The sequence below is a fragment of the Pseudomonas oryzihabitans genome (genome assembly GCF_032027545.1).
In the GTDB taxonomy this organism is placed as follows: Bacteria; Pseudomonadota; Gammaproteobacteria; order Pseudomonadales; family Pseudomonadaceae; genus Chryseomonas; species Chryseomonas oryzihabitans_F.
The window spans coordinates 248046-271798 of record NZ_JAVSJB010000007.1; the positions used below are offsets into that span (position 1 = coordinate 248046).

General features: G+C 63.9%; 25 protein-coding genes and 1 tRNA gene. 10 read left to right on the top strand and 16 right to left on the bottom strand.

The features are described from left to right. The first annotated feature begins 2 nt into the window (after nucleotides 1–2). Nucleotides 3–326 (top strand): SelT/SelW/SelH family protein, encoded by a 324-nt coding sequence (locus RND78_RS14650; protein ID WP_312729749.1) that lies wholly within the window; start codon nucleotides 3–5, stop codon nucleotides 324–326. Between the two features lie 2 nt (nucleotides 327–328). Here RND78_RS14650 and cspD read toward each other — a convergent pair whose 3' ends face one another. Continuing rightward, entirely contained in the window at nucleotides 329–604 is a 276-nt protein-coding gene (gene cspD / locus RND78_RS14655; RefSeq protein ID WP_312729751.1) for a cold shock domain-containing protein CspD, read from the bottom strand. 222 nt (nucleotides 605–826) lie between these two features. Between cspD and clpS the strand changes: the two genes are divergently transcribed. Beyond that, nucleotides 827–1183, top strand: a complete 357-nt coding sequence (gene clpS, locus RND78_RS14660; protein ID WP_312729753.1) for an ATP-dependent Clp protease adapter ClpS — start codon at nucleotides 827–829, stop codon at nucleotides 1181–1183. A gap of 47 nt (nucleotides 1184–1230) precedes the next feature. Then, nucleotides 1231–3501 (top strand): ATP-dependent Clp protease ATP-binding subunit ClpA, encoded by a 2271-nt coding sequence (gene clpA / locus RND78_RS14665; protein ID WP_312729755.1) that lies wholly within the window; start codon nucleotides 1231–1233, stop codon nucleotides 3499–3501. A gap of 66 nt (nucleotides 3502–3567) precedes the next feature. Here clpA and infA read toward each other — a convergent pair whose 3' ends face one another. The 3 genes from infA to aat all read right to left on the bottom strand — a co-directional run bounded on the left by infA (nucleotide 3568) and on the right by aat (nucleotide 5314). Then, on the bottom strand, nucleotides 3568–3786 hold the full coding sequence (gene infA / locus RND78_RS14670; protein ID WP_002553999.1) for a translation initiation factor IF-1: 219 nt from the start codon (nucleotides 3784–3786) through the stop codon (nucleotides 3568–3570). Between the two features lie 95 nt (nucleotides 3787–3881). Further along, the gene (locus RND78_RS14675; protein WP_312729757.1) at nucleotides 3882–4589 is read right to left on the bottom strand and encodes an arginyltransferase; all 708 of its coding nucleotides are present in this window, start codon (nucleotides 4587–4589) and stop codon (nucleotides 3882–3884) included. Between the two features lie 35 nt (nucleotides 4590–4624). Then, nucleotides 4625–5314 (bottom strand): leucyl/phenylalanyl-tRNA--protein transferase, encoded by a 690-nt coding sequence (gene aat, locus RND78_RS14680; protein WP_312729759.1) that lies wholly within the window; start codon nucleotides 5312–5314, stop codon nucleotides 4625–4627. Between the two features lie 256 nt (nucleotides 5315–5570). On the opposite strand from aat, the gene RND78_RS14685 reads away from it, so the two are divergent. The 5 genes from RND78_RS14685 to cysG are packed head-to-tail and all read left to right on the top strand — an operon-like array spanning nucleotide 5571 to nucleotide 12741. Beyond that, nucleotides 5571–8042, top strand: coding sequence for a DNA translocase FtsK 4TM domain-containing protein (locus tag RND78_RS14685; protein WP_312729761.1), 2472 nt, complete (start codon nucleotides 5571–5573; stop codon nucleotides 8040–8042). An 18-nt stretch (nucleotides 8043–8060) separates the two neighbouring features. Continuing rightward, on the top strand, nucleotides 8061–8684 hold the full coding sequence (lolA, locus tag RND78_RS14690) for an outer membrane lipoprotein chaperone LolA (RefSeq protein ID WP_312729762.1): 624 nt from the start codon (nucleotides 8061–8063) through the stop codon (nucleotides 8682–8684). A 9-nt stretch (nucleotides 8685–8693) separates the two neighbouring features. Continuing rightward, entirely contained in the window at nucleotides 8694–10022 is a 1329-nt protein-coding gene (locus RND78_RS14695; RefSeq protein ID WP_312729763.1) for a replication-associated recombination protein A, read from the top strand. A 47-nt stretch (nucleotides 10023–10069) separates the two neighbouring features. Beyond that, nucleotides 10070–11347 (top strand): serine--tRNA ligase, encoded by a 1278-nt coding sequence (gene serS / locus RND78_RS14700; protein WP_312729764.1) that lies wholly within the window; start codon nucleotides 10070–10072, stop codon nucleotides 11345–11347. Beyond that, nucleotides 11347–12741 (top strand): siroheme synthase CysG, encoded by a 1395-nt coding sequence (cysG, locus tag RND78_RS14705; RefSeq protein ID WP_312729765.1) that lies wholly within the window; start codon nucleotides 11347–11349, stop codon nucleotides 12739–12741. Before serS ends, cysG begins: the two co-directional genes overlap by 1 nt. 203 nt (nucleotides 12742–12944) lie before the next feature. Here the strand turns inward: cysG and RND78_RS14710 are convergent, their stop codons facing one another. From RND78_RS14710 to RND78_RS14740, 7 genes are all read right to left on the bottom strand, one after another. Beyond that, entirely contained in the window at nucleotides 12945–13946 is a 1002-nt protein-coding gene (locus tag RND78_RS14710) for a glutathione S-transferase family protein (RefSeq protein WP_312729766.1), read from the bottom strand. A gap of 64 nt (nucleotides 13947–14010) precedes the next feature. Next, nucleotides 14011–14994: a glycosyl transferase family protein gene (locus tag RND78_RS14715; RefSeq protein ID WP_312729768.1), complete on the bottom strand. Its 984-nt coding sequence runs from the start codon at nucleotides 14992–14994 to the stop codon at nucleotides 14011–14013. Continuing rightward, the gene (locus RND78_RS14720; RefSeq protein ID WP_312729769.1) at nucleotides 14991–15305 is read right to left on the bottom strand and encodes a TusE/DsrC/DsvC family sulfur relay protein; all 315 of its coding nucleotides are present in this window, start codon (nucleotides 15303–15305) and stop codon (nucleotides 14991–14993) included. Before RND78_RS14720 ends, RND78_RS14715 begins: the two co-directional genes overlap by 4 nt. A 2-nt stretch (nucleotides 15306–15307) precedes the next feature. Beyond that, nucleotides 15308–15607: a sulfurtransferase complex subunit TusB gene (tusB, locus tag RND78_RS14725; RefSeq protein ID WP_312729771.1), complete on the bottom strand. Its 300-nt coding sequence runs from the start codon at nucleotides 15605–15607 to the stop codon at nucleotides 15308–15310. Continuing rightward, nucleotides 15604–15960 carry a sulfurtransferase complex subunit TusC gene (tusC, locus tag RND78_RS14730; RefSeq protein WP_312729772.1) on the bottom strand — a complete coding sequence of 119 codons (357 nt, stop codon included), beginning with the start codon at nucleotides 15958–15960 and terminating at the stop codon, nucleotides 15604–15606. The genes tusB and tusC overlap by 4 nt, the downstream gene beginning before the upstream one ends. A 1-nt stretch (nucleotide 15961) precedes the next feature. After that, nucleotides 15962–16357, bottom strand: coding sequence for a sulfurtransferase complex subunit TusD (gene tusD / locus RND78_RS14735; RefSeq protein WP_312729773.1), 396 nt, complete (start codon nucleotides 16355–16357; stop codon nucleotides 15962–15964). Between the two features lie 49 nt (nucleotides 16358–16406). Next, nucleotides 16407–17075 (bottom strand): Bax inhibitor-1/YccA family protein, encoded by a 669-nt coding sequence (locus tag RND78_RS14740; protein ID WP_007162313.1) that lies wholly within the window; start codon nucleotides 17073–17075, stop codon nucleotides 16407–16409. A gap of 127 nt (nucleotides 17076–17202) precedes the next feature. On the opposite strand from RND78_RS14740, the gene RND78_RS14745 reads away from it, so the two are divergent. Next, nucleotides 17203–17290: transfer RNA gene (locus RND78_RS14745), tRNA-Ser, on the top strand. Nucleotides 17291–17661: 371 nt separating this feature from the next. Here the strand turns inward: RND78_RS14745 and RND78_RS14750 are convergent. Further along, nucleotides 17662–18807, bottom strand: coding sequence for an MFS transporter (locus RND78_RS14750; protein WP_312729842.1), 1146 nt, complete (start codon nucleotides 18805–18807; stop codon nucleotides 17662–17664). Nucleotides 18808–18980: 173 nt separating this feature from the next. On the opposite strand from RND78_RS14750, the gene RND78_RS14755 reads away from it, so the two are divergent. After that, nucleotides 18981–19628, top strand: a complete 648-nt coding sequence (locus tag RND78_RS14755) for a TetR/AcrR family transcriptional regulator (RefSeq protein WP_312729775.1) — start codon at nucleotides 18981–18983, stop codon at nucleotides 19626–19628. Nucleotides 19629–19752: 124 nt separating this feature from the next. Here RND78_RS14755 and RND78_RS14760 read toward each other — a convergent pair whose 3' ends face one another. The 4 genes from RND78_RS14760 to zigA all read right to left on the bottom strand — a co-directional run bounded on the left by RND78_RS14760 (nucleotide 19753) and on the right by zigA (nucleotide 23564). Then, entirely contained in the window at nucleotides 19753–19983 is a 231-nt protein-coding gene (locus RND78_RS14760; RefSeq protein WP_312729777.1) for a hypothetical protein, read from the bottom strand. A 115-nt stretch (nucleotides 19984–20098) separates the two neighbouring features. Further along, nucleotides 20099–21202 carry a transporter substrate-binding domain-containing protein gene (locus RND78_RS14765; RefSeq protein ID WP_312729778.1) on the bottom strand — a complete coding sequence of 368 codons (1104 nt, stop codon included), beginning with the start codon at nucleotides 21200–21202 and terminating at the stop codon, nucleotides 20099–20101. Between the two features lie 218 nt (nucleotides 21203–21420). Next, nucleotides 21421–22320, bottom strand: a complete 900-nt coding sequence (folE2, locus tag RND78_RS14770; protein WP_312729779.1) for a GTP cyclohydrolase FolE2 — start codon at nucleotides 22318–22320, stop codon at nucleotides 21421–21423. 14 nt (nucleotides 22321–22334) lie between these two features. After that, on the bottom strand, nucleotides 22335–23564 hold the full coding sequence (zigA, locus tag RND78_RS14775) for a zinc metallochaperone GTPase ZigA (protein ID WP_312729781.1): 1230 nt from the start codon (nucleotides 23562–23564) through the stop codon (nucleotides 22335–22337). Nucleotides 23565–23753 lie beyond the last annotated feature (189 nt).

Consider the following 23753-nt stretch of genomic DNA (forward strand, 5'->3'; position numbering starts at 1 on the left):
CCGTGATCGACGCCAAACCCATCATCACCATCCAGTACTGCACCCAGTGCCAGTGGCTGCTACGTTCCGGCTGGCTGGCCCAGGAACTGCTGAGCACCTTCGGCACCGACCTGGGTGGCGTCACCCTGCTGCCGGGGACGGGAGGCGTGTTCGAGATCGCCTGTGGCGATGAGCTGCTCTGGGAGCGCAAGAGAGATGGTGGATTTCCCGATGCCCGCACGCTGAAGAACCTGGTCAGGGACAGGCTGTTCCCGGAGCGCGATCTGGGGCACGGCGAAGGAAGGCGGGAAGAGCGAGGAGGGGATGGCGCCCCCGGAGGGGCGTGAGATCAGGCTTCCGTACTGATCGTATCGTGCACGTCGACGGTGCTGGTGGTAGGTGTCGGGGCGGCTACGCTCACTTCTGCCGGACGTATCTCGACGGCATGCAAGCCCTTGGGCCCCTGGACGATGTTGAAATTGACCGCCTGGCCCGCTTTCAATGTGCGGTAGCCGTCCATCTGAATGGCCGAGTAATGAGCGAATAGGTCTTCATCACTGTTTTCTGCAACGATGAAGCCATATCCTTTGGCGTTGTTGAACCATTTGACCTTGCCACTGAGCATACCGGCTCCCTCTGCAAAGGACTCCAAGCCTGGAGTATCATTCGACTACAGTTCCAGTGAATCCACACAGGCGCCACTACGACGGAACCCTTGGTACCCCGTCGGGTACAGGATGTTTGTAACACCCTTTCAGTCTTAGTCAAGGCAAGGCAACGGGGGGCTGAGACGTGGATCAAGCTCTTTTTTTCCTGCTATTCATCCCGTAATTCGGAATCGATCAGAATGCGTGCAATCGACCCCATCCGACTGGCGGTGGACGACAACGATCAACAGGACGGCGACCAAGGTGGCCTGGCGGTGCAGGAGGCAAAACCTGCATTAAAACGGCCAGCCAGATATCGCGTTCTGATGTATAACGATGACTACACCCCCATGGAGTTCGTCGTCGAGGTGTTGGAACGCTACTTCAGCATGAACCGCGAAGCGGCTACCCAGGTGATGCTTACCGTGCATACTCAGGGAAAAGCGGTGTGCGGAACATTTACTCGTGACGTAGCTGAAACCAAGGCCATGCAAGTCAATCAATATGCGAGGGAGTGCAACCACCCGCTGCTGTGCGAAATCGAAATCGAAAGTTGATCTGTGCTGCTTGGGCTACTGTGCTGCTTGGGCTATGAGGTGAAGCTATGTTGAATCGTGAGCTCGAAGTCACCCTGAATCTCGCCTTCAAGGAGGCGAGGACGAAGCGTCATGAATTCATGACCGTTGAGCACCTCCTGCTGGCGCTGCTGGACAATGAAGCCGCTGCGACGGTCCTGAGAGCTTGCGGCGCCAACATCGATCGCCTGCGCCGCGATCTGTTGGAATTCATAGATTCCACCACCCCACTCATCCCGCAGCAGGATGACGAGCGCGAGACCCAGCCGACCCTCGGCTTCCAGCGCGTCCTGCAACGCGCCGTCTTCCACGTGCAGAGCTCGGGCAAGCGCGAAGTCACGGGTGCCAACGTCCTGGTCGCCATTTTCAGCGAGCAGGAAAGCCAGGCGGTGTTCCTGCTCAAGCAGCAGAGCGTGGCACGGATCGACGTCGTCAACTTCATCGCCCATGGCATTTCCAAGGTCCCCGGTGCAGCTCCGGAGGCCGAGCAGGATCAGGATGCCGCCGAGGAAGAGGGCGCCGAGCCCAGCTCCTCCAACAATCCACTCGAAGCCTATGCCAGCAACCTGAACGAGCAGGCTCGCCAGGGGCGTATCGATCCGTTGGTCGGGCGTGAAAACGAAGTCGAGCGCGTCGCCCAAATTCTTGCACGTCGCCGCAAGAACAACCCACTGCTGGTGGGCGAGGCAGGTGTCGGCAAGACCGCCATTGCCGAAGGCCTGGCCAAGCGCATCGTCGATGGCCAGGTGCCCGACCTGCTGGCCGACAGTGTGGTCTACTCCCTGGATCTCGGTGCCTTGCTGGCTGGCACCAAGTACCGCGGTGACTTCGAGAAGAGATTCAAGGCGCTGCTCGCCGAGCTGAAGAAACGCCCCCATGCGGTGCTCTTCATCGACGAGATCCACACCATCATCGGGGCCGGTGCTGCCTCGGGCGGCGTCATGGACGCCTCCAACCTGCTCAAGCCGTTGTTGTCGTCCGGTGAGATCCGTTGCATCGGCTCCACCACCTTCCAGGAATTCCGTGGCATCTTCGAGAAGGACCGGGCCCTGGCACGGCGCTTCCAGAAGGTCGACGTGGTCGAGCCGTCGGTGGATGACACCTACGGCATCCTGCGGGGCCTCAAGGGGCGCTTCGAGCAGCACCACCACATCGAGTACACCGACGAGGCGCTACGCGCCGCCGCCGAGTTGGCAGCCCGCTACATCAACGACCGCCACATGCCCGACAAGGCCATCGACGTGATCGACGAAGCGGGCGCCTACCAGCGGCTGCAGCCCGAGGATCGTCGTGCCGAGCGCATCGATGTCCAGCAGGTGGAAGACATCGTCGCCAAGATCGCGCGGATTCCCCCGAAGACCGTCAACAGCTCCGACAAGGAACTGCTGCGCAATCTGGAGCGCGATCTCAAGCTGACGGTCTTCGGCCAGGACCTGGCCATCGAGTCGCTGTCCACGGCCATCAAGCTGTCGCGTGCCGGGCTCAAGTCGCCGGACAAGCCGGTCGGTTCCTTCCTATTCGCCGGTCCCACCGGTGTCGGCAAGACCGAGGTAGCGCGCCAGTTGGCCAAGGCGATGGGCGTGGAGTTGGTGCGCTTCGACATGTCCGAGTACATGGAGCGCCATACCGTGTCGCGCCTGATCGGTGCTCCCCCCGGCTATGTCGGCTTCGACCAGGGTGGTCTGTTGACCGAGGCCATCACCAAGACGCCGCACTGCGTACTGCTGCTCGACGAGATCGAGAAGGCGCACCCCGAGGTGTTCAATCTGCTGCTGCAGGTCATGGATCACGGTACCCTGACGGACAACAACGGGCGCAAGGCCGATTTCCGTAACGTTATCCTGATCCTGACCACCAACGCCGGTGCGGAAACGGCATCGCGGGCCTCCATTGGCTTTACTCTGCAGGACCATACCTCCGATGCCATGGAGGTGATCAAGAAGAGCTTCACGCCGGAGTTCCGCAACCGCCTGGATACCATCATCCAGTTCGGCCGCCTCAGCACCGAAGTCATCAAGAGCATCGTCGACAAGTTCCTCACCGAACTCCAGGCGCAGCTCGAGGACAAGCGCGTGCAGCTGGAGGTCAGCGATGCGGCTCGGGGTTGGCTGGCAGAACGCGGCTACGACGTGCAGATGGGCGCTCGCCCCATGGCGCGACTCATCCAGGACAAGATCAAGCGGCCTCTGGCCGAGCAGATCCTGTTCGGGGAGCTGGCCGACCACGGTGGCATCGTGCATATCGATGCGGTGGATGGCGAGCTGGAGTTCGAGTTCGAGACCACGGCGGAGCCTGCCTAAGGGCAGGTTTCATACCTGGACATGAAAAAGCCCGGCACTGCCGGGCTTTTTCATGAAAGGATTCGCTTAGCGGGCGCGGTAGGTGATCCGCCCTTTGCTGAGATCGTAAGGCGTCAGCTCCACGCGAACCTTGTCGCCGGTCAGGATGCGGATGTAGTTCTTACGCATCTTTCCGGAGATGTGCGCGGTGACGACGTGCCCATTTTCCAACTCCACGCGAAACATGGTGTTGGGCAGGGTGTCGACGACAGTACCTTCCATTTCGAAGCTGTCTTCTTTCGACATATGTAGAAAAGCCCTCGGTGACAAAGATTGGCCCAGAGCAGTCCGGGCGAAAAAGGCCCATATTCTGACAGAAATTCAGAAAAAACGCTATTTCGTCAGGCCAGGGCAACCCAGCGCTGATTGACGAACAGCTCGATGGGGCGATACTCGGTTTTGTAGGACATCTTGCGACACCCTTTGATCCAGTAACCGAGGTACATGGCGTCCAAGCCCAGCCGGCGGGTTTCAGCGATCTGCCAGAGGATGCCGAAAACGCCGAGGCTGCGCTTCTCCTCGTTGGGATCGTAGAAGGTATAGACCGCCGACATGCCATTGGGCAGCACGTCGGTGACGGCGATACCGATCAGTCGATCTTCCACGCGCATCTCGTAGAAGAAGGCGTAGGGCAGGTTGCTGACCAGGAAGGTGGAGAACTGGCCACGGCTGGGTGGGAACATGTCGCCGTCGGCGTGCCTCTCGCTGATGTAGCGGGCGTAGAGCTGGTAGCGCTCTTCGGTGAAGCCGGGGGCGCAGCGGGTGACCTTGATATCGAGGTTGCGCTTGAGGACGCGGTGCTGTTTGCGGCTGGGGCGGAAGCGCACAACGGGGATGCGCGCGGGGACACAGGCCTTGCAGAGTTGACAGTGGGGGCGGTAGAGGTGATCGCCGCTGCGTCGGAAGCCCAGCTCGGAAAGCTCGGCGTAGATCTGGCCATTCATGGGCTGCGAGGGGTCGAGAAACAGCGTGGTCGCCTGCTCGTTGGGCAGGTAACTGCAAGCGTGAGGCTGGGTTGCGTAGAACTTGAGTCTCGCCAGCTCGGTCATGTCGAACCTCTACATAAGCCTAGCCTGAGTGTAAGTCACCCGAGAAAGGTAGGCCAGGCGGCCGTGCTGGCCTGATCCAGGTATTTGGCCAGGTATTCGGCAAAGCGTTCCCGGGACAGGCTAGTGGCACCCAGGCTGGCCAGATGCGCGGTCGGCATCTGGCAGTCGACCAGCACGAAGCCCCAGGCGGCGAGATCTTTCACCAGGGTGACGAAACCTATCTTGGAGGCATTGTCCACCTGGCTGAACATGGATTCGCCGAAGAACAGCTTGCCCATGGCGATGCCGTAGAGGCCGCCCACCAGTTGCTCGCCCGCCCAGACTTCCACGGAGTGCGCCCAGCCCTGGGCGTGCAACTCTCGATAGGCCAGGCGCATCGGTGCGGTGATCCAGGTGCCGTCTGCATCGCGTCGGGGGCCGGCGCAGGCTTCGATGACCTGGTCGAAAGCTTGGTCGTAGGTCACGCGCAGCTCGGTCTTGCGCAGGGTCTTCGCCAGGCTGCGGGAGACATGCAGGTCGGGTGGGAAAAGCACCGTGCGCGGATCGGGAGACCACCAGAGGATAGGTTGGCCGGCTTGATACCAAGGGAAGCAGCCGTGCCGATAGGCCTTGACCAGGCGTGCCGCGCTCAGGTCGCCACCGATGGCCAGCAGCCCGTTGGGTTCGCGCAGGGCCACCTCCAGCGGTGGGAAGTCGGGGCTTTCACGGGTCAGCCATTTCACCATGGTAGGGGAGGGCTCCTTCTGATGCGTGGAGCGAAAGGGACGGGACGAGTGCGTATCAGGCTCAAGAAATCGTCATAACTCTTTGTCAGGACAACGAAAGAATGCTCCAATGTTGTGCCTGAAGGCGGTTCCGGTACTGCCGTCCGCTATCGTGCCATGTTTCGTCTCGGGACTGTAGAACCCAGGCCCGGGCGATCTAGAATGGCGCACTGTTTTTGATTCACGGTCACACGTTCCGTGTGCGGGAAAAGCGCGCTTGAAGCAATCCAGTTCTGCCAGCCACGTCAACCATTGGCGTGAGCACCTGCATTATCGTCTCAAGGAGGTGGTGCTCATCGCGCTGGCCGCCTTGTGCCTCTATCTGCTCATGGCTCTGCTGAGCTACGACCCCTCCGACCCAGGCTGGACCCACACCAGCCGCATCGATCAGGTCCACAACACCGCAGGCCGTGCCGGCGCCTGGCTGGCCGACGTCCTGTTCATGGCGCTGGGCTATTTCGCCTTCGTCTTTCCCGTGTTGCTGGCGGTCAAGACCTGGCAGATCTTCCGCAAGCGTCATCTGCCCTGGGAATGGAGCGGCTGGCTGTTCTCCTGGCGGCTCACCGGCCTGGTATTGCTGGTGATCTCCGGCTCGGTACTGGCCTACATCCATTTCCACGCGGCTGCCGGCCTGCCGGCGTCCGCTGGCGGTGCCCTGGGTGAAAGTCTCGGCCAGCTGTCGGTCACGGCGCTCAACGTCCAGGGCAGTACGCTGCTGTTCCTGGCGCTGTTCCTGCTCGGCTTGACGGTGTTCACCGACCTGTCCTGGTTCAAGGTGATGGATTTCACCGGCAAGGTGGTGCTTGACCTGCTGGACCTGGTGCAGGGCGGCTTCAGCCGTCTGGCGGGTGGCCGCCATGCGGCGCCGGCGCTTGATGCCTTCGACGAGCAGGAAGCGGTCGCGTCGCCGCTCGCTCGCAAGCCAAGGACTCGCGAGACCCCGGTTCCCGTCGCCGACGAGGACCTGGACGATCTGCTCGACATCGCGCCGCCGCCGCGCGTGGAACGCGCCGCGCCACGCATCGAGATGCCGGCACCTAGCCGTGTCACCGCCGAGACAGCCGCACCCGCACCGGTGGCCGCTGCTCCTGTCGCCGCGGCCAGCGTGGCCATGCCCGCACCACCGCCACGCAAGAGCGCCCCCATGCCTACCGCGGCACCCGCGGCGATTCGGGTGGACGCCGATCTGGAAGGGACCATACCGCCACTGTCGATCCTGGATCGTGCTGAGAAGAAACAACAGAGCTACTCGCCGGAATTCCTCGAGAACATGTCGCGGCTGTTGGAGGTCAAGCTCAAGGAGTTCGGCGTCGAGGTGACCGTGGAAAGCGTCCATCCCGGTCCGGTCATCACCCGCTTCGAGATCCAGCCGGCGGCGGGCGTCAAGGTCAGCCGCATCTCCAACCTGGCCAAGGACCTGGCGCGTTCGCTCGCGGTGTTCAGCGTACGGGTGGTTGAAGTCATTCCCGGCAAGACCACCGTGGGGATCGAGATCCCCAATGAGGACCGCCAGATCGTGCGCTTCTCCGAGGTGCTCGAATCCGTCGAGTACGCAGCGGCCAAGTCGCCGGTCACCCTGGCACTGGGTCACGATATCGGCGGCAAGCCGGTCATCACCGACCTGGCCAAGATGCCGCACCTGCTTGTAGCCGGTACTACCGGTTCCGGTAAGTCGGTGGGCGTGAACGCGATGTTGCTGTCGATCCTGTTCAAGTCGAGCCCGGACGACGCCCGGCTGATCATGATCGACCCCAAGATGCTGGAACTCTCGATCTACGAAGGCATTCCGCACCTGCTCTGTCCGGTGGTCACCGACATGAAGGAAGCCGCCAACGCCCTGCGCTGGAGCGTGGCGGAGATGGAGCGACGCTACAAGCTGATGGCGGCCATGGGCGTACGGAACCTGGCCGGCTTCAACCGCAAGGTGAAGGACGCCGAGGAAGCCGGTACCCCGCTGACCGATCCGCTCTATCGCCGCGAGAGCATGGACGACGAGGCACCGTTGCTGAAGACGCTGCCGACCATCGTCGTGGTGGTGGACGAATTCGCCGACATGATGATGATCGTCGGCAAGAAAGTGGAAGAGCTGATCGCACGGATCGCCCAGAAGGCGCGGGCGGCCGGCATCCACCTGATCCTGGCGACCCAGCGGCCCTCGGTGGACGTCATCACCGGCCTGATCAAGGCCAACATTCCCACTCGCATGGCCTTCCAGGTGTCCAGCAAGATCGACTCCCGGACCATTCTCGATCAGGGCGGTGCCGAACAGCTGCTCGGTCACGGTGACATGCTCTATCTGCCGCCGGGAACCGGCCTGCCGATCCGCGTCCATGGCGCCTTCGTGTCCGACGAAGAGGTCCATCGCGTCGTCGAGGCCTGGAAGGAGCGAGGCGCTCCCGACTACATCGAAGACATCCTCAGCGGCCCGGACGAGGGCGGCGGTGCAGGCTTCGAAGGCGGCGGTGGCGAAGGCGGGGAGAGCGAAGAGGACGACCCGCTCTATGATGAAGCGGTGCGCTTCGTGACCGAGAGTCGCCGGGCTTCGATCTCCGCGGTCCAGCGCAAGCTCAAGATCGGTTACAACCGGGCGGCACGGATGATCGAAACCATGGAAATGGCCGGTGTCGTATCGCCCATGAACACCAACGGCTCGCGCGAGGTCATAGCGCCTGCTCCGGTGAGAGACTGACATCCCATGAGGACCTCGATGCACAAGCTGCGTTGCTTCGCCCTGGCGGCCCTGGCTGCCGTAAGCTTTTCCGCCCATGCCGACCAGGCCTCGGTGAGTCGCCTGTCGGAACTGCTGGACAAGGCCCAGACCCTGACCGCCCGCTTCTCGCAACTGACCCTGGATGGCTCGGGCACCCGCCTGCAGGAAACCGCGGGCAACATGAGCCTGAAGCGCCCCGGGTTGTTCCGCTGGCACTCCGATGCGCCCCAGGAGCAGCTGCTGGTTTCGGACGGCAAGCAGGTCTGGCTGTACGACCCGGACCTGGAACAGGTCACCATCCGTAAGCTGGACCTGCGCCTGACCCAGACGCCGGCGCTGCTGCTGTCGGGTGACATCTCCAAGATCGAGAGCAGCTTCGACGTCACCAGCAAGGACGCCGGCAACGTCGTCGACTTCGTGCTCAAGCCCAAGACCAAGGACAGCCTGTTCGATAGCCTGCGACTGTCCTTCCGCAACGGCGTGATCAACGACATGCAGTTGATCGATGGCGCCGGGCAGCGCACCAACATCCTCTTCTTCAACGTCAAGCTCAACGAGCCGGTGGCCGCGTCCCAGTTCACCTTCCAGGTGCCCAAGGGAGCCGACGTCATCCAGGAGTGATAGCGTCCCATGGATCTCTTCAGCGCCGCACCCGTCGGGCAGCCCTTGGCTGCCCGCATGCGTCCCGAGACCCTCGATGAGTACGCGGGCCAGCAACACCTGCTGGCCCGTGGCAAGCCCCTGCGCGAGGCGCTGGAGCAGGGCGCGCTGCATTCGATGATCTTCTGGGGGCCGCCCGGGGTGGGCAAGACCACCCTGGCGCGGTTGCTGGCCCAGGTGTCCGATGCCCACTTCGAGACGCTGTCGGCGGTGCTCTCCGGGGTCAAGGAGATCCGTCACGCGGTGGAAGTGGCCAAGCAGCAGGCCGCCCAGTACCGCCGGCGCACCATCCTCTTCGTCGACGAGGTGCATCGCTTCAACAAGTCCCAGCAGGATGCCTTCCTGCCCTATGTCGAAGACGGCACTCTGATCTTCATCGGTGCGACCACCGAGAATCCCTCCTTCGAGCTGAACAATGCGCTGCTGTCGCGGGCACGGGTCTATGTACTCAAGAGCCTGGACGACGAGGCGCTGGGTGGTCTGGCACGGCGCGCCCTGACCAGCGCCAAGGGCCTGGGCGATCGTCATCTGAGTCTGCCCGACGACGCCCTGACGTTGCTGCTGGCCGCCGCCGACGGCGATGGCCGGCGCCTGCTCAACCTGCTGGAGAATGCCGCGGACCTGGCCGAGGACAACGGGGTTCTGGATGCGGAGCTGTTCCAGAGTCTGCTGGGCGACCAGCGCCGACGCTTCGACAAGGGCGGCGAGGCCTTCTACGACCAGATATCCGCGCTGCACAAGTCGGTCCGGGGGTCGAGCCCCGATGGTGCGCTCTATTGGTTCGCGCGGATGATCGATGGTGGCTGCGATCCGCTGTACATCGCCCGGCGCGTGGTGCGCATGGCCGGTGAGGACATCGGCAACGCCGATCCCCGCGCCCTGAGCCTGTGCCTGGACGCCTGGGACGCCCAGGAGCGCCTGGGCAGCCCCGAGGGCGAGCTGGCCATCGCCCAGGCGCTGGTCTACCTGGCCTGCGCGCCCAAGAGCAATGCCGTCTATATGGGCTACAAGGCCGCCCTGGCCGATGTGCGCCAGAACGGTTCGCGCGAGGTGCCGTTGCACCTGCGCAATGCGCCGACCAAGCTGATGAAGAACCTTGGCTACGGCGACGAGTACCGCTACGCCCATGACGAGCCGGAAGCCTACGCCGCGGGCGAGGATTACTTTCCCGACGATCTCGAGCCGCGCCGCTACTATGAGCCGGTTCCCCGTGGGCTGGAGCTGAAGATCCGCGATAAACTGCAGCACCTGGCGGATCTCGACCGGTCCAGCCCGCGCCAGCGCCGGCGGCGTTCCTGACCCTTCGCCCGCGCTGCTGCCCCCATTCCTAAGCAAGAGACACGGACATGCTTGATTCGAAACTGGTTCGCACCCAAACCCAGGAGGTGGCCGCACGTCTGGCGACCCGCGGCTACGTCCTCGACGTCAGTCTGGTGGAGTCGCTGGAAGCTCGTCGCAAGGAGGTGCAGACCCGCACTGAGACCCTGCAGGCCGAGCGCAATGCCCGCTCCAAGGGGATTGGCCAGGCCAAGGCGCGCGGTGAAGACATCGCGCCGCTGCTGGCCGAGGTCGATCGGATGGGTAGCGAACTGGAAGAAGCCAAGCGCGAGCTCGACAGCGTCCAAGGCGAACTGGACGCCCTGCTGCTGGGCCTGCCCAACCTGCCCGATGCCTCGGTGCCGGTCGGCAAGGACGAAGACGACAACGTCGAAGTCCGTCGCTGGGGCACCCCACGCGACTTCGATTTCGAGATCAAGGACCACGTCGCCCTGGGCGAGGCCCATGGCTGGCTGGATTTCGAAACCGCCGCGCGTTTCTCCGGCGCCCGCTTCGCCGTGATGCGTGGCCCCATCGCCCGCCTGCATCGTGCCCTGGCGCAGTTCATGCTGAATCTGCACACCGGTGAGCACGGCTACGAAGAGACCTACACCCCCTACCTGGTACAGGCCGAGACCCTGCAGGGCACCGGTCAGTTGCCCAAGTTCGAGGAAGACCTGTTCAAGATTGGCCGCGAGGGCGAGAGCGATCTCTACCTGATCCCCACCGCCGAGGTCACCCTGACCAACCTGGTGGCCGGCCAGATCCTCGATGCCAAGCGCCTGCCGTTGAAGTTCACCGCCCACACCCCGTGCTTCCGCAGCGAAGCCGGTGCCTCGGGTCGCGACACCCGCGGCATGATCCGCCAGCACCAGTTCGACAAGGTGGAGATGGTGCACATCGTCGAGCCGAGCACCTCCTTCGAGGCTCTGGAAGAACTGACCGGCCACGCCGAGACCGTGCTGCAGCGCCTGGAGCTGCCCTACCGCGTACTGGCCCTGTGCACCGGCGACATGGGCTTCGGCGCCACCAAGACCTACGACCTGGAAGTCTGGGTGCCGAGCCAGGGCAAGTACCGCGAGATCTCGTCCTGCTCCAACTGCGGTGACTTCCAGGCACGCCGCATGCAGGCGCGCTACCGTAACGCCGAGGGCAAGCCCGAGCTGGTGCATACCCTCAACGGTTCCGGTCTGGCCGTGGGCCGCACCCTTGTGGCCGTGCTGGAAAACTACCAGCAGGCCGACGGCAGCATCCGCGTACCTGAAGTCCTCAAGCCCTACATGGGCGGGATCGAGGTCATCGGCTGATGGACTACCTGCCGCTCTTCCACAAGCTCGATGGGCGCCCGGTGCTGGTGATCGGCGGGGGCGACATCGCCCTGCGCAAGAGCGTGCTGCTGGCCGAGGCCGGTGCCCGCATCACCCTGGTGGCGCCGGAGATCGAGCCGGAGGTGCGCGCCTTCGTCGAGGCGAAAGGTGGCAGTTGCCGGGTCCAACGCTATGCGGCGGACCTGCTCGTCGGGCATTGTCTGGTGATCGCCGCCACCGACGATGACGAGGTCAACGAAACGGTTTCCCACGATGCCCAGGCGCTGGGGCTGCCGGTCAATGCGGTGGATGCGCCTAAGCTGTGCACCGTGATCTTCCCCGCCATCGTCGATCGCTCGCCGCTGGTGATCGCCATTTCCAGTGGCGGCGATGCCCCGGTGCTGGCGCGCCTGGTGCGGGCCAAGCTGGAAAGCTGGATTCCGGCGACCTACGGCCAGCTGGCGCAATTGGCCCAGCGCTTCCGTGCCCGGGTCAAGGCACGCTTCGCCGATCTGCAGGCGCGGCGCATTTTCTGGGAAGAGGTGTTCCAAGGGGAGGTCGCCGAGAAGGTCTTCTCCGGTCAACCCCAGGCGGCCGAGCAGTTGCTCGAAGCCAAGCTGGCCAGCGAGACGGAAGCCTTCCGGGGCGAGGTCTATCTGGTCGGTGCTGGTCCCGGCGATCCCGACCTGCTGACCTTTCGCGCCCTGCGCCTGATGCAACAGGCCGACGTGGTGCTCTATGACCGCCTGGTGGCCCCGACCATTCTCGACATGTGCCGGCGCGATGCCGATCGCATCTACGTCGGCAAGCGCCGCGCCGAGCATGCGGTACCCCAGGAAGACCTCAATCGACTCCTGGTCAAGCTGGCCCAGGAGGGCAAGCGGGTCCTGCGCCTCAAGGGCGGCGATCCCTTTATCTTCGGCCGGGGTGGCGAAGAAATCGAAGAGCTGGCAGCTGAGGGTATTCCCTTCCAGGTGGTGCCGGGTATCACCGCGGCCAGCGGTTGCGCGGCCTATGCTGGCATTCCCCTGACCCATCGCGACCATGCCCAGTCGGTACGCTTCGTCACCGGCCATCTCAAGGACGGCTCGGCCGATCTGCCCTGGACCGACCTGGTCGCTCCAGGGCAGACCCTGGTGTTCTACATGGGCCTGGTCGGGCTGCCGACCATCTGTGAGCAGCTCGTGGCCCATGGCAAGAACCCGGCGACGCCGGCGGCCCTGGTGCAGCAGGGCACCACGAGCAACCAGAGGGTGTTCACCGGAACACTGCAGGATCTCCCGCAGCTGGTCGCCCAGCATGAGGTGCATGCGCCGACGTTGGTGATCGTCGGCGAGGTGGTCGCGCTACGGGAGAAGCTGGCCTGGTTCGAAGGCGCTGGGACGACGGCCTGATTCCTCAGAGCCTGGTCAAAGTCTCGCGAGCTAGAGCCAATTAAGGCGCAACGACCGACGGGAGTAACAGCCAACGGCTGGCCCGTAGGGTGAGCGCCAGCGAATCAAATAGCTGAGGAGGCAGCGTTTACGAAGGGTAAACGAGCACTCCGAAGCTATTTTCAACGCCGTTTGGCCGACGCGCAGCAGGCTTGAACAGGTTCTCACGCCGATCCCTTGATCCCGGCGCCATGCAAGGCATCTCGGCCATGGGGCCGGTCCAGCTCCAGGGCCGGTCCTTTGGGCACGATGCCGGTTGGATTGATCTGGGCATGACTGCCGTAGTAGTGATGCTTGATGTGCTGGAAATCCACGGTCTCGGCGATACCCGGCCACTGGTGGAGTTCCCGCAGCCAGCCCTGTAGGGCTGGATAGTCGCGAATGCGCCGTAGGTTGCATTTGAAGTGGCCGTGGTAGACGGCGTCGAAGCGAATCAAGGTGGTGAAGAGACGCCAGTCGGCTTCGGTCAGCCAGTCGCCGGTGAGATAGCGCTGCGTCTGCAAGAGCTTTTCGAGGTCGTCCAAGGTGGCGAAAACCTCGTCGAATGCTTCTTCATAGGCTTCCTGGGTGGTCGCGAAGCCGGCGCGATAGACGCCATTGTTGACGGTAGGATAGATGCGCTCGTTCAACTCATCGATACGCGTGCGCAACGCCTCGGGATAGAGATCCAGGCGGTTGCCGGTCAGCTCATCGAAGGCACCATTGAACATACGGATGATCTCGGCGGATTCATTGCTGACGATATGCTCTTCCTGGCGATCCCAGAGCACCGGGACGGTCACCCGGCCGGTGTAGTCCGCCTGGTCGCGTTGATAGAGCTGGTAGAGGCGGTCGAGGTGATAGAGGTCGTCACCACTGGAGCCATTCGCCGGATCGAAGGTCCAGCCTTCCTCGCGCATCAGCCAGCTCACCACCGAGACGCCGATCAGCGATTCCAGCCCCTTGAGCTTGCGATAGATCAGGGTGCGATGAGCCCAGGGACAGGCCAGAGAGACATAGAGGTGGTAGCGACCGGCCTCCGGTTCGAAGCGCTTGGCGCCCTCCGGAATGGCTTGCTCCGGGCGGGCGATCCAGTCACGGCGTTGTGCCTCTTCGCGTTTGAAATGCCCATCCTGGCCATTGTCGTACCAACGGTCCTGCCACTGTCCATCGACCAGTAAACCCATGACGTCATCCTCGTTGCGATGGGCTTAGGAACCCCGACCGAGGTGCGGGGTTCCTGTCTTAGGATCAAAGCGTACGATCACGCGCCGCCCAGCGTCGTTCGGCTTCGCTCTGGGCAGTGGCCTGCTCATACCCTAGGGCGCGCAAGGCGACGGCCAGGGTAGCGATCACCGCCAGGCGGCCATAGGCATCTTCCGCTTCGCCGCGCCAGGCAGCGGTCAACAGCGCCGGGTCAAGGCGCTCCGGTTTGACCTGGCGGCGTTCGGTCAGCGCCGGCCAGCTCTCGTCCCAGGCCTCGCCGCCGCGGGTGCCGTACAGATGGGCGCTAACATCGGGATTGCGCTCGACCTCGCCACCTTCACCCTTGATCACGATGCTGTCGTCACCCAGCAGGCGACTGGCCTCACGATGCACTTCCTGATAGCCCGGGTGGAAGATGCTCTGCAGGATGCTGTGTGCGCCGCTGGGATTGAGCAGCCGTACCAGGGAGTGGATCGGCGAGCGCAAGCCGAGCTGGGCCTTGAGATCGATCATCCGCTGCAGTGGTGGCATCCAGGCGGCGAGCGGCAGGAAGGCCGGCTGGCCTTGGTCGAGCAGGGCGCCGACGCTTTGCCAGTCCTTGGCCGTCTGTAGGCCGAGGTCTGCCAGGCACTGCTCGGTGTAGAGCCTCCCCGCCGTGTGAGTGCCGCCGCCGTGCATGACGACACGTACGCCACTGCCCGCCAGGCACTTCACTGCCAGCAGGTACCAGGGCAGATGTCGCTTCTTGCCTGCGTAGGAGGGCCAGTCGAGATCGACGGTGAAGTTCGGGCGCTGCAGGCGCGCGCGCACGGCGCGGGTGAAGCCGGCCAGTTCTTCGGCGCTTTCTTCCTTGTGCCGGAGCAGCATGAGGAAGGCGCCGAGCTGGACGTCTTCGACCTGGCCATCGAGGATGAGGCCCATGGCTGCTTCGGCCTCGGCTTCGGTCAGACTCCGAGCGCCGCGCTTGCCTTTGCCCAGGGCCCGGACATAGACGGCGAAGGGATGCTCTTCGGGCGTGGTGAAGGTCATAGGCAATTATCCGGTTTCGGCAGGCCGGCGAGTTTGGCGCCGAGCTTGGCCGGCGCCCCCTTGAACAGCAGATTGAGTTGCAGGCTGGTGCCCAGTTCCGGGCCCAGCGTCTGGGCAATGTACTTGATCAGCGGCCGGTTGGCCGGCGACAGCTGGAATTGGGCATAGAAATCTCGCAGCGCCTGGAGTACCTGCCAATGGCGGTCGGTCAGTTCGATGCCTTCCTTGAGCGCCAGCTGCTGGGCGACCTCCGGGCTCCATTGGGAGAGGTCGCGTAGATAGCCTTCGGGGTCAAGGTCGAGAGAGGGCATGCTCAGGTCCAACTGATGACCTTGGCGCAGGTCACGCTCAGGTCGACGAAAGAGGGGTAGTCGATCAGGGTTACCTGATGTTCCGGCTGCAGCCGCCGCGCCTGGACGTCTTCCGCCAGGGCATAGAGGGCGACGGTGCTGGGCAACTGGGCCAAGGCTTTGACGGCGAAGCTGCCTGGGCGCAGGGCCTCGACAGCGCCACCGGTGAGCAGGACGACATCCTCGCCACGCACCACCGCGAGCCCATCCAGGGCAGCGGGGTCCGTCAAAGGCGAGCGGGAAAACAGGTGCAGAGTGGTCAAATGGAAATCACCTGATCATGGTCATGGATCAACGCGGCCAGGGCATCGGGCGCCAGCGGCGTTACCCAGGCAGGCAGTTGCTCTGGCGTGATACCCAGGTGCTGCAGTGCCGCGGCGTCCGCATAGATGGCTTCGACGCCGAACAATGGCAAGGCGGATAGGTTGGCGCTCAAGTCCTTCTGCTCGAGGGCGGTGCTGTCGGCGGCCAGTAACTGGGTCACGCCTGGACCGGCGAACAGCAAGGCCAGGGGCAATTCGAAGGCGCCACCGGCAAGGACGATATCCAGGGCTTCGCGCGGAGCTGAGCCGCTAAGCGCCGGCTGCCGGGTGATGACGAGGGTACTCTTGGCCATTTCAATCGCCTCCGAAGCAGAGCAGACGGTCAGCATCCTGAATGGCTTCATGCAACTGGCCGAGGCCAGAGAGCTGCCAGGGCGCGCGCACGGTCACCGCACCCTCACGTTCGTAGCGCCGTGCCTCGTGCTCGTCCAGCAACCCGCGCTTCAGGGCGGCGGCGATACAGACCACGGCATCGATTTGATGACGTTCGATCAGCTCGCGCCAGCGTCCGGGAAGGTCCAGCTCGTCCTGAGCACTGACCGTGGCATGGGAAGCGTTATGGATGCCGTCGCGATAGAGGAAGAGGCGCGAGAGTTCATGCCCCCCGGCCAGTAGCGCCTCGCAGAAGCGCAGGGCCCGCCGCGCCGAGGGCGCCTGGGGTGGAGAAAGGACAACGATGGCAAATTTCATGTATGTAAAAAGGCCCGCCGAAGCGGGCCTCTTGGGCTACCGCTGATGATCAATCGTTGTTGCTGGCGAATCCGAAGATCTGCAGCAAGCTGATGAACATATTGTAGATCGAGACGTACAGGGTGATGGTAGCCATGATGTAGTTGTCTTCACCACCGTGCACGATGGCGCTGGTCTGGAACAGGATGGCCGCGGCGGCGAACAGCACGAAGCCCGCGCTGATGGCCAGTTGCAGACCGCTGATCTGGACGAAGAACGACAGCACCACGGCGCCCAGCAGGATCCAGAAGCCCGCCATCAGGAAGCCGCTAAGGAAGCTCATGTCCTTGCGGCTGATCAGGGCGTAGGCCGACAGACCAAAGAAGGCCAGGGCGGTCATGCCCGCGGCGGAGGCGATCACGCTGCCACCGTTGGGCAGGCCAAGGTACATGTTGAGGATCGGGCCCAGGGTGTAGCCCATGAAGCCGGTGAGGGCGAAGGTGCTGACCAGACCCCAGCCGCTGTCCCGCGTCTTCACGGTCAGGAAGAACAGGCCGTAGAAGCCGATCAGGACCACGAAGATGTTGGGGTAGGGTAGCCGCATCTGCTGCGAGACGAAGGCGACCAGGCCGCTGAACGCCAGGGTCATGGCCAGCAGGGCATAGGTGTTGCGCAATACACGGCTGACGTCCCGCGGTTGCGCGATGGCAGGGTTGTAGGCGTATTGACGCTCGTTCATGGTGGACTCCAAAGCTCAGTTAACGGTGTGATGTACCGTACGACCCCGAAGATAGCAAATGTTGCTTAAGGATCGCTTGCGACTGTTTGACAGTGTGTTGCCATCAGGTACTATGCGCCCCTCTTACGGAAGTGTGGCCGAGTGGTTTAAGGCAGCGGTCTTGAAAACCGCCGACTCGCAAGGGTCCCAGAGTTCGAATCTCTGCGCTTCCGCCACTTGCATCATCCTGAAAGCCCCGCCTGTCGGGGCTTTCGTGTTTCTGCGCGCAGCGTTTCAGCTAGCCTTTATATGGGTTCGGTTTCCAGCATTTTCAATATGGACGCGTAGCCGCAATTTGAACTGCAAGTTGTTACTTACGGCCTAACACAGGCTTGCAGTCAGGCCGAAAGGCCGCCGTCCATAGGGAGGCGGAGCCGGTCACCGTCCGTGTCGGTGGCCCGTTGGATGATGTACTCGGCGAGGTTCGAAGTCCTGCGCCATGCCATGCCTTGCTGGCAGCCTCAGGCTGCGCCGGCATTGGTCGCACCGATGAAGAGGACGAGGCCCAAGTGGGCACCCGGCGGGCGGCGGCGAGGGAAATGATTGGTCAGTGGCCCGGGACGGGCGATCCAGCCGCGCGGGTACCGGCGGGAAAGCCATGGCGACGGGCAGCGCTGGCGATGGCGAGAGCGGCCAGGCAGAGGGCGAGCACGGCCCAGATCAGGGCGTGCGGGCCGAGGGTGTCCAGCAGCACGCCGCCGAGGATTCCGCCGCCGGCGATGGCGCTGTTCCAGGTCACCACGTTCATGGCCAAGGCCGCATCGGCGCCCGTGCCCGCGGTATCGGCCAAGGCGGTCTGCAATAGGGTCGCGGCACCACCGAACGTCAGGCCCCAGACGAAGATGCCTAGGTATTGCACCGTCACCGAATCGCCACTTAGCCCCAGGATCAGTGAAATCGCGGCGAAGCTAGCCAGGCTCACCAGGACGGCCCGGCGCAGGCTGTGATCGACGATACGACCGGTTATCCAGATACCCAGCAAGGACGCCGCGCCGAAGGTCAGCAGTATCAGGTCAACGCGATCACCAAGGCCGGCCTGGGCCACGAAGGGTGCGATGTAGGTGTAGAGAACGTTGTGGGCCAGCATCCAGGTGAATACCACGCCCAGGATGGCGCGGATGCCGGGGGTGTTGAATACCTGGCGAAGGGGTAGCCGCTGGCCTTCGGTTTGCCCGGGATAGTCGGGCACCTTAGCCACCACCCAGACGATCAGGCCCAGGGTGAGCGCGGACATGGCGGCGAAGGCCAGGCGCCAGCCAAGCAGACCGCCTAGCCAGGTTCCCAGAGGTACGCCAAGGGAAAGGGCGACCGGGGTGCCGATCATGGCGATGGCCATGGCGCGGCCCTGGAGTCGCGGTACCACCAGGCGACGGGCGTAGCCCGCCAGCAGGCTCCACGCGAGCCCGGCCGCGGCACCGGCGGCGAAGCGAGCGATCAGCGTCAGCACATAGCTGGAGGACAGTGCGGTGAGGGTATTGAACAGCAGGAAGCCCAGGATGGTCGCGAGCAGTACACGGCGGCGGCGCCAGCGTGCGGTCGCCAGGGTGAGGGGTATTGCCGCCAGCAACGAGCCGGCGGCATAGGCCGTCACCGTTTGCCCCGCCAGGGCATGGGAGACAGCGAGACCCTGGGCGATCTCAGGAAGCAGTCCTGCCGGCAGGGTCTCGGTCATGATGCAGATGAAGCCGGTCATGGCAAGGGCCAGCAAAGCAGCCACGGGAAGCCGCTCGGGGTTGGGGGTCGACGTCACGACGGGATCTCCTTAGATATATACTGTTCGATACATATCTAAACAGGCGATGTGCGCCATGGTCAATGATTTCTGTATCGTTTAGTATATAAAGCTGGTTATCGAGGAGAGCAGTCATGGCTCAGTTGGGGCGCCCCAGGTCATTCGATCGTACTCAGGCCGTCGACGAGGCGATGCTGCTGTTCTGGCGATACGGCTACGAAGCGACGTCCCTGAGTCGGCTGAAGGCGGCCATTGGCGGCGGTATCACCGCGCCCAGTTTCTATGCGGCCTTCGGTTCGAAGGAGGAGCTGTTCAAGGAGGTGGTCGCGCGCTACATGGCCACCCATGGGCGGGTGAACGATCCTCTCTTCGACGAGGCGCTGGCGCCCAGGGAGGCGATCGTGGCGGCACTCATGCGGTCGGCACGCATGCAGTGTGACGAGCAACTGCCCAAGGGCTGCCTGGTCGCGCTCGGAACCCTGGGTTGCTATGCGGAGGAAGAATCCAGCATTCCACTGCCGTTGCGGCAAGCCCGTGCCAGAACTCGCGAGGGCCTGCTGTCGTGCGTCAGGCGGGGTGTCGCGCGGGGCGACCTCGCGGAGGATACCGATGTGGATGCGCTGGCGGCGCTGCTCGAAGGCTTTCTGTTGGGTATCTCGCCGATGGCGCGGGACGGTGTCGAGTTGGCCGTCATCGAGGGAGCCATCGACCAGGCCGTGAAGCTATGGGATATCAATGCGCGGAAAAAGCGAGAGCCATCATCAAGCTTAACGGCGAGGTGACTCCGACTTTCAGATGGCGACCGTTGGCTGGGACTCGGCAGCGCAGATCCTGCGCTGCTCGTCGGGGGCTACGGTCGAAGGTTTTTGCCGAGCTCACGCCCGAGGGGCGGGCTGCCAGGATCAACTACAGCGCCTTTTTGTATTCCTTATCCAGCTTCTTGTCCTCGCGGTGCCGCTCCTTGTCGAGGTGGTTGTCGGTGCGGTCGGCTTCCTTGCCGTCGTGATTGAGGTCCTTGCGGACATCGCGACCGTCCTGGCGCAGGCTTTTTTCCGTCGGGCTTTCCGCCAGCGTCGGGCCGGCGACCAGGGTGCTCAGCAGGACCGTAATGACTGCAGCAGTGAGAGGGGACTTCATCGAAAGGTTCTCCTGGGATATCTGTCCTAGAGGGGTTTTAAGACAATGCCACGCATCAGTAAAGCCTGAGGCTTGCCTGGACGACGCTGTCCGCTGACAGGCGGTCAGTGGAGCCTCACTTGTCGGCACCGAAGTACTGGGTGCGCAGCTTGCCCGCGGTCTGATCCTCTTCCAGGGACAGCAGGGCCACGGTCACGTCGTGGGTGAGGGGGCTGTCCAGCGGCAGGGCGAAGGCGTATTTGCGCGGTTCGAAGATCTTGCCGACCACCTGGATGGGGAGGGTCGGATGCTGCTGGTCGAAGTACTCCAGCGTGGCGGCGTCGTCGACCACGGCGTCGATCTCCTGCGCGGTCAGGGCGCTCACTGCCTGATCCAGGTCGGTAAAGGCGCGATAGTCGAGGCCGAGGCGGGCGATGTGGTCCTCGGAGAGGCTGCCGGCCTCGACACCGATGCGCTTGCCGGGCAGGTCACCCAAGCCGGTGATGCGGCTGGTGATGCTGTTGACCGTCATGACGCTGGTGACGGTGGAGGTCACGTAGGCCATCACCGCCACGCTGCAGGCCATCCAGAGCGCGGCGAGTACGGTGCCCAGGCTGCCGAAGAGATTCTTGTGGGAGGTCTTGCCGGTCGTGGTCACCGCCATGACGTGGTAGAAGCTGATCGCCAGGCCCGGCCACCATTGGGGCGGAAATTCCTTGTCGAGTCGGCGCTCCACCAGGGTGAGCAGCAAGGTGATGAGCAGCAGCCCGGCACCGAGCCAGGCATAGCTCGTGAGATAGCCGAGTTTGTGCAGGTCATGCAGCAGACTCAGCGGACCGATCTGACGTTCCTCGTTGACCAGGATACGCAGGCCGCCGTTGAACCAGGGTTGGGTGAAGCTCAATTGCTGGGCGCGTTCCGCAGTGACGAAGACGTTGGCGACGGCGATGTCGATGCGCCCGCTACGGGCGGCGCCCAGCAGCTCGGGAAGGGAGGCGGCGCGGACGAATTCGGTCTTGCGCCCGAGCTTGGCCCCGACCGCGTTCCACAGGTCCACCGCCAGGCCGTTGTAGCCGTAGGGACCGGTCATGACGAAGGGCGCGGTGACATAGACGCCGACTCGCAGTGGCGGGGTGGCGACGGGCTCCGTGGCGCGAGCCGAATCCAGGGCGAGCAGCAGGCCGAGCAACCCCAGCCAGAGGGTTCGCCGGGAAAACATCCATTTAGCGAAGGTGAACACGTGCGATCCGCCTGGGGCCTGGTGGTGAGGAATGGCTGCCGTTGACGCCTGTTCCGCTGCCGGCGGAGAGGTGTAATGGCGCTACGCCTGGCTATCGGCTGGGTTTTACCGGGCTTGAGGTGGTGCGGGGCTACCTGAATCCATTCCTGAATGTCTTTGCCGTGGAGCGCGCGCCGCTTCGCCATCGGTGAAGCGGCTGCGTCGAGCGTCCGTGGGGATTAGCCCTTCTTCGTGCCGGCCCAGGCGGCCGCGTCGTGGGGGTGCAGGCTTTCCAGATGGCGGACGTGGATGTTCAGGTTGCGGTAGCTATCGCGCAAGGCCAGCAGCAGGCGGCGGGCGGCGTCTTCGACGAACATCAGGTTGCTGCCGTTGAGGGCGGCGAACGCCTGCTCGTCGGCGCGTTTGACGGCGGTTTGGACCGGAGTGCTCAGGGCGGTCTCGCAACGGTCGATCAGGGGCAGTAGATCGAGGGTGGGCGCGGTTGGCAAGAGGTCTATGCTGACTCGGGCTAGGCTGCGCTGGCTGTGGGGAGTGGCGAGTGAGGCATGCTGGCGCAGCCAGGTGGCGACGGTCGCGGGGCTCAAGGAATCGTCATGGCCATGGTCGTCCAGGAAGGCTCGTTCGATCAGTTGGCGGGACAGGGACGCGGAGCAGGGGCAGGTGGACGAGTAGGTGATCTCGACTCGGGCGCTGAGCTGGAAGACGCCGTTGATCAGGCTGGCGTCGAGACGTACGGGATAGCGTTTCCAGCCGCTGAGCCCGGGTGTCACCAGGGCGGGGCGGCGGACCAGCAGGGCGAAGTCGAGGCGCAGGCGTGCGGCGCGGGAGTCGCAACTGCGGTGGCTGGTGATCATGTCGGCCAGCAGCGAGCGCAGGCGCTCAGGGGTAAGGGGGGCGACCAGGCGATCCAGCAGCTGGTAGAGCCGCGACATATGGATGCCCTTGGCGGTGGCCGAGGGCAGGTCGACCTGGATGTCGGCGCTGGCCGGCCACGGGCCATTGGCCTCGCGCTCGGCGAGGCGGATGGGCAGGTCGATGCCCTGCATGCCGACCCAGTCGAGGGCGGCGGGCAGGGTGGCGGTCTCGCTGAGGGAGACGTCGGGGAGGATGGCGTTCATCGGCAGGGCTCGGCTCAGTGGGGATCGGAGGCCTGGGGCCAGTCGCTGAAGGGGTTGTGCAGCTTCACCCAGGCCTTGGGACCGGCGGCGAGTTCGCGGTCGGTGAGCAGGCAGGCGTCCAGGCGGGCGCGCAGGGCGGCTTCGTCCATGTCCATGCCGATGAGCACCAGCTCCTGGCGCGCATCGCCCACGCCTTCGTGCCATTTCTCCTTGATGATGGCGACGGTCTCTTCATCGTCTGGCCATTGCTCGGGCGGCACCGCGGCCCACCAGCGACCCGCCACGCCGTGACGGGCGACGGCGCCAGCCTGGGACCAGGTGCCGGCGTGGGCCGGGTGGCTGGCCAGCCAGAAATAGCCCTTGGAGCGCACCACGCCAGGCCACTCCTGCTCGACCAGGGCGTAGAAGCGCTCGGGATGGAAGGGGCGGCGCGCCTGGTAGACGAAGCTGGAGATACCGTATTCCTCGGTCTCGGGCGTGTGTTCGCCACGCAATTCCTGTAGCCAGCCGGGGGCCTTAGCGGCTTCGTCGAAGTCGAACAGGCCGGTTTGCAGCACGCGCTCCAAGGGGACTGCGCCAAAGCTAGCCAACTCCAACCGGGCACGGGGATTGAGGCTACGCAGGATGGCCAGCAGGCGGTCGCGGTCCACGGGTTCGATCAGGTCCAGCTTGTTCACCACCAGGACGTCGCAGAATTCGATTTGCTCGATCAGCAGGTCGACCACAGTGCGTTCGTCTTCTTCGCCGAGGGACTCGCCACGCGATTGCAGGGAGTCGCTGGAGGCGTAGTCGCGCAGGAAGTTGAAGGCATCCACCACGGTGACCAGGGTATCGAGCTGGGCGACGTCGCCCAGGCAGCGGCCATCTTCGCCGGCGAAGGTGAAGGTCTCGGCCACGGGTAGCGGCTCGGAGATGCCGGTGGATTCGATCACCAGTTGATCGAAGCGACCGTCGCGGGCAAGGCGTTCCACTTCCAGCAGCAGGTCTTCGCGCAGGGTGCAGCAGATGCAGCCGTTGCTCATCTCCACCAGCTTTTCCTCGGTGCGCGACAGCTCGGCGCCACCGTCGCGGACCAGGGCGGCGTCGATATTGACTTCGGACATGTCGTTGACGATGACCGCCACCCGGCGACCCTCGCGGTTGTTGAGGATGTGGTTGAGCAGGGTGGTCTTGCCGGCGCCGAGAAAGCCGGAGAGCACGGTGACGGGGAGTTTCTTGCTGGGAAAGGCGGCTTGGGCGGTCATGGCTATCACGGTTGAGGGTCGATGGAAGGAAATGCATTCCGGTAGTAGGAATAAGGGAGAATGCTAAAATATGTTATAACATAACATTTTAGGCCGATAAATACGGCCTCGCGAGATCACCCTTGGAAGGCCTGGACGCTGGGTGCGACCAGGGGCCTGATCCCAGGCGTTCAGTCCTATGGCGGTGGA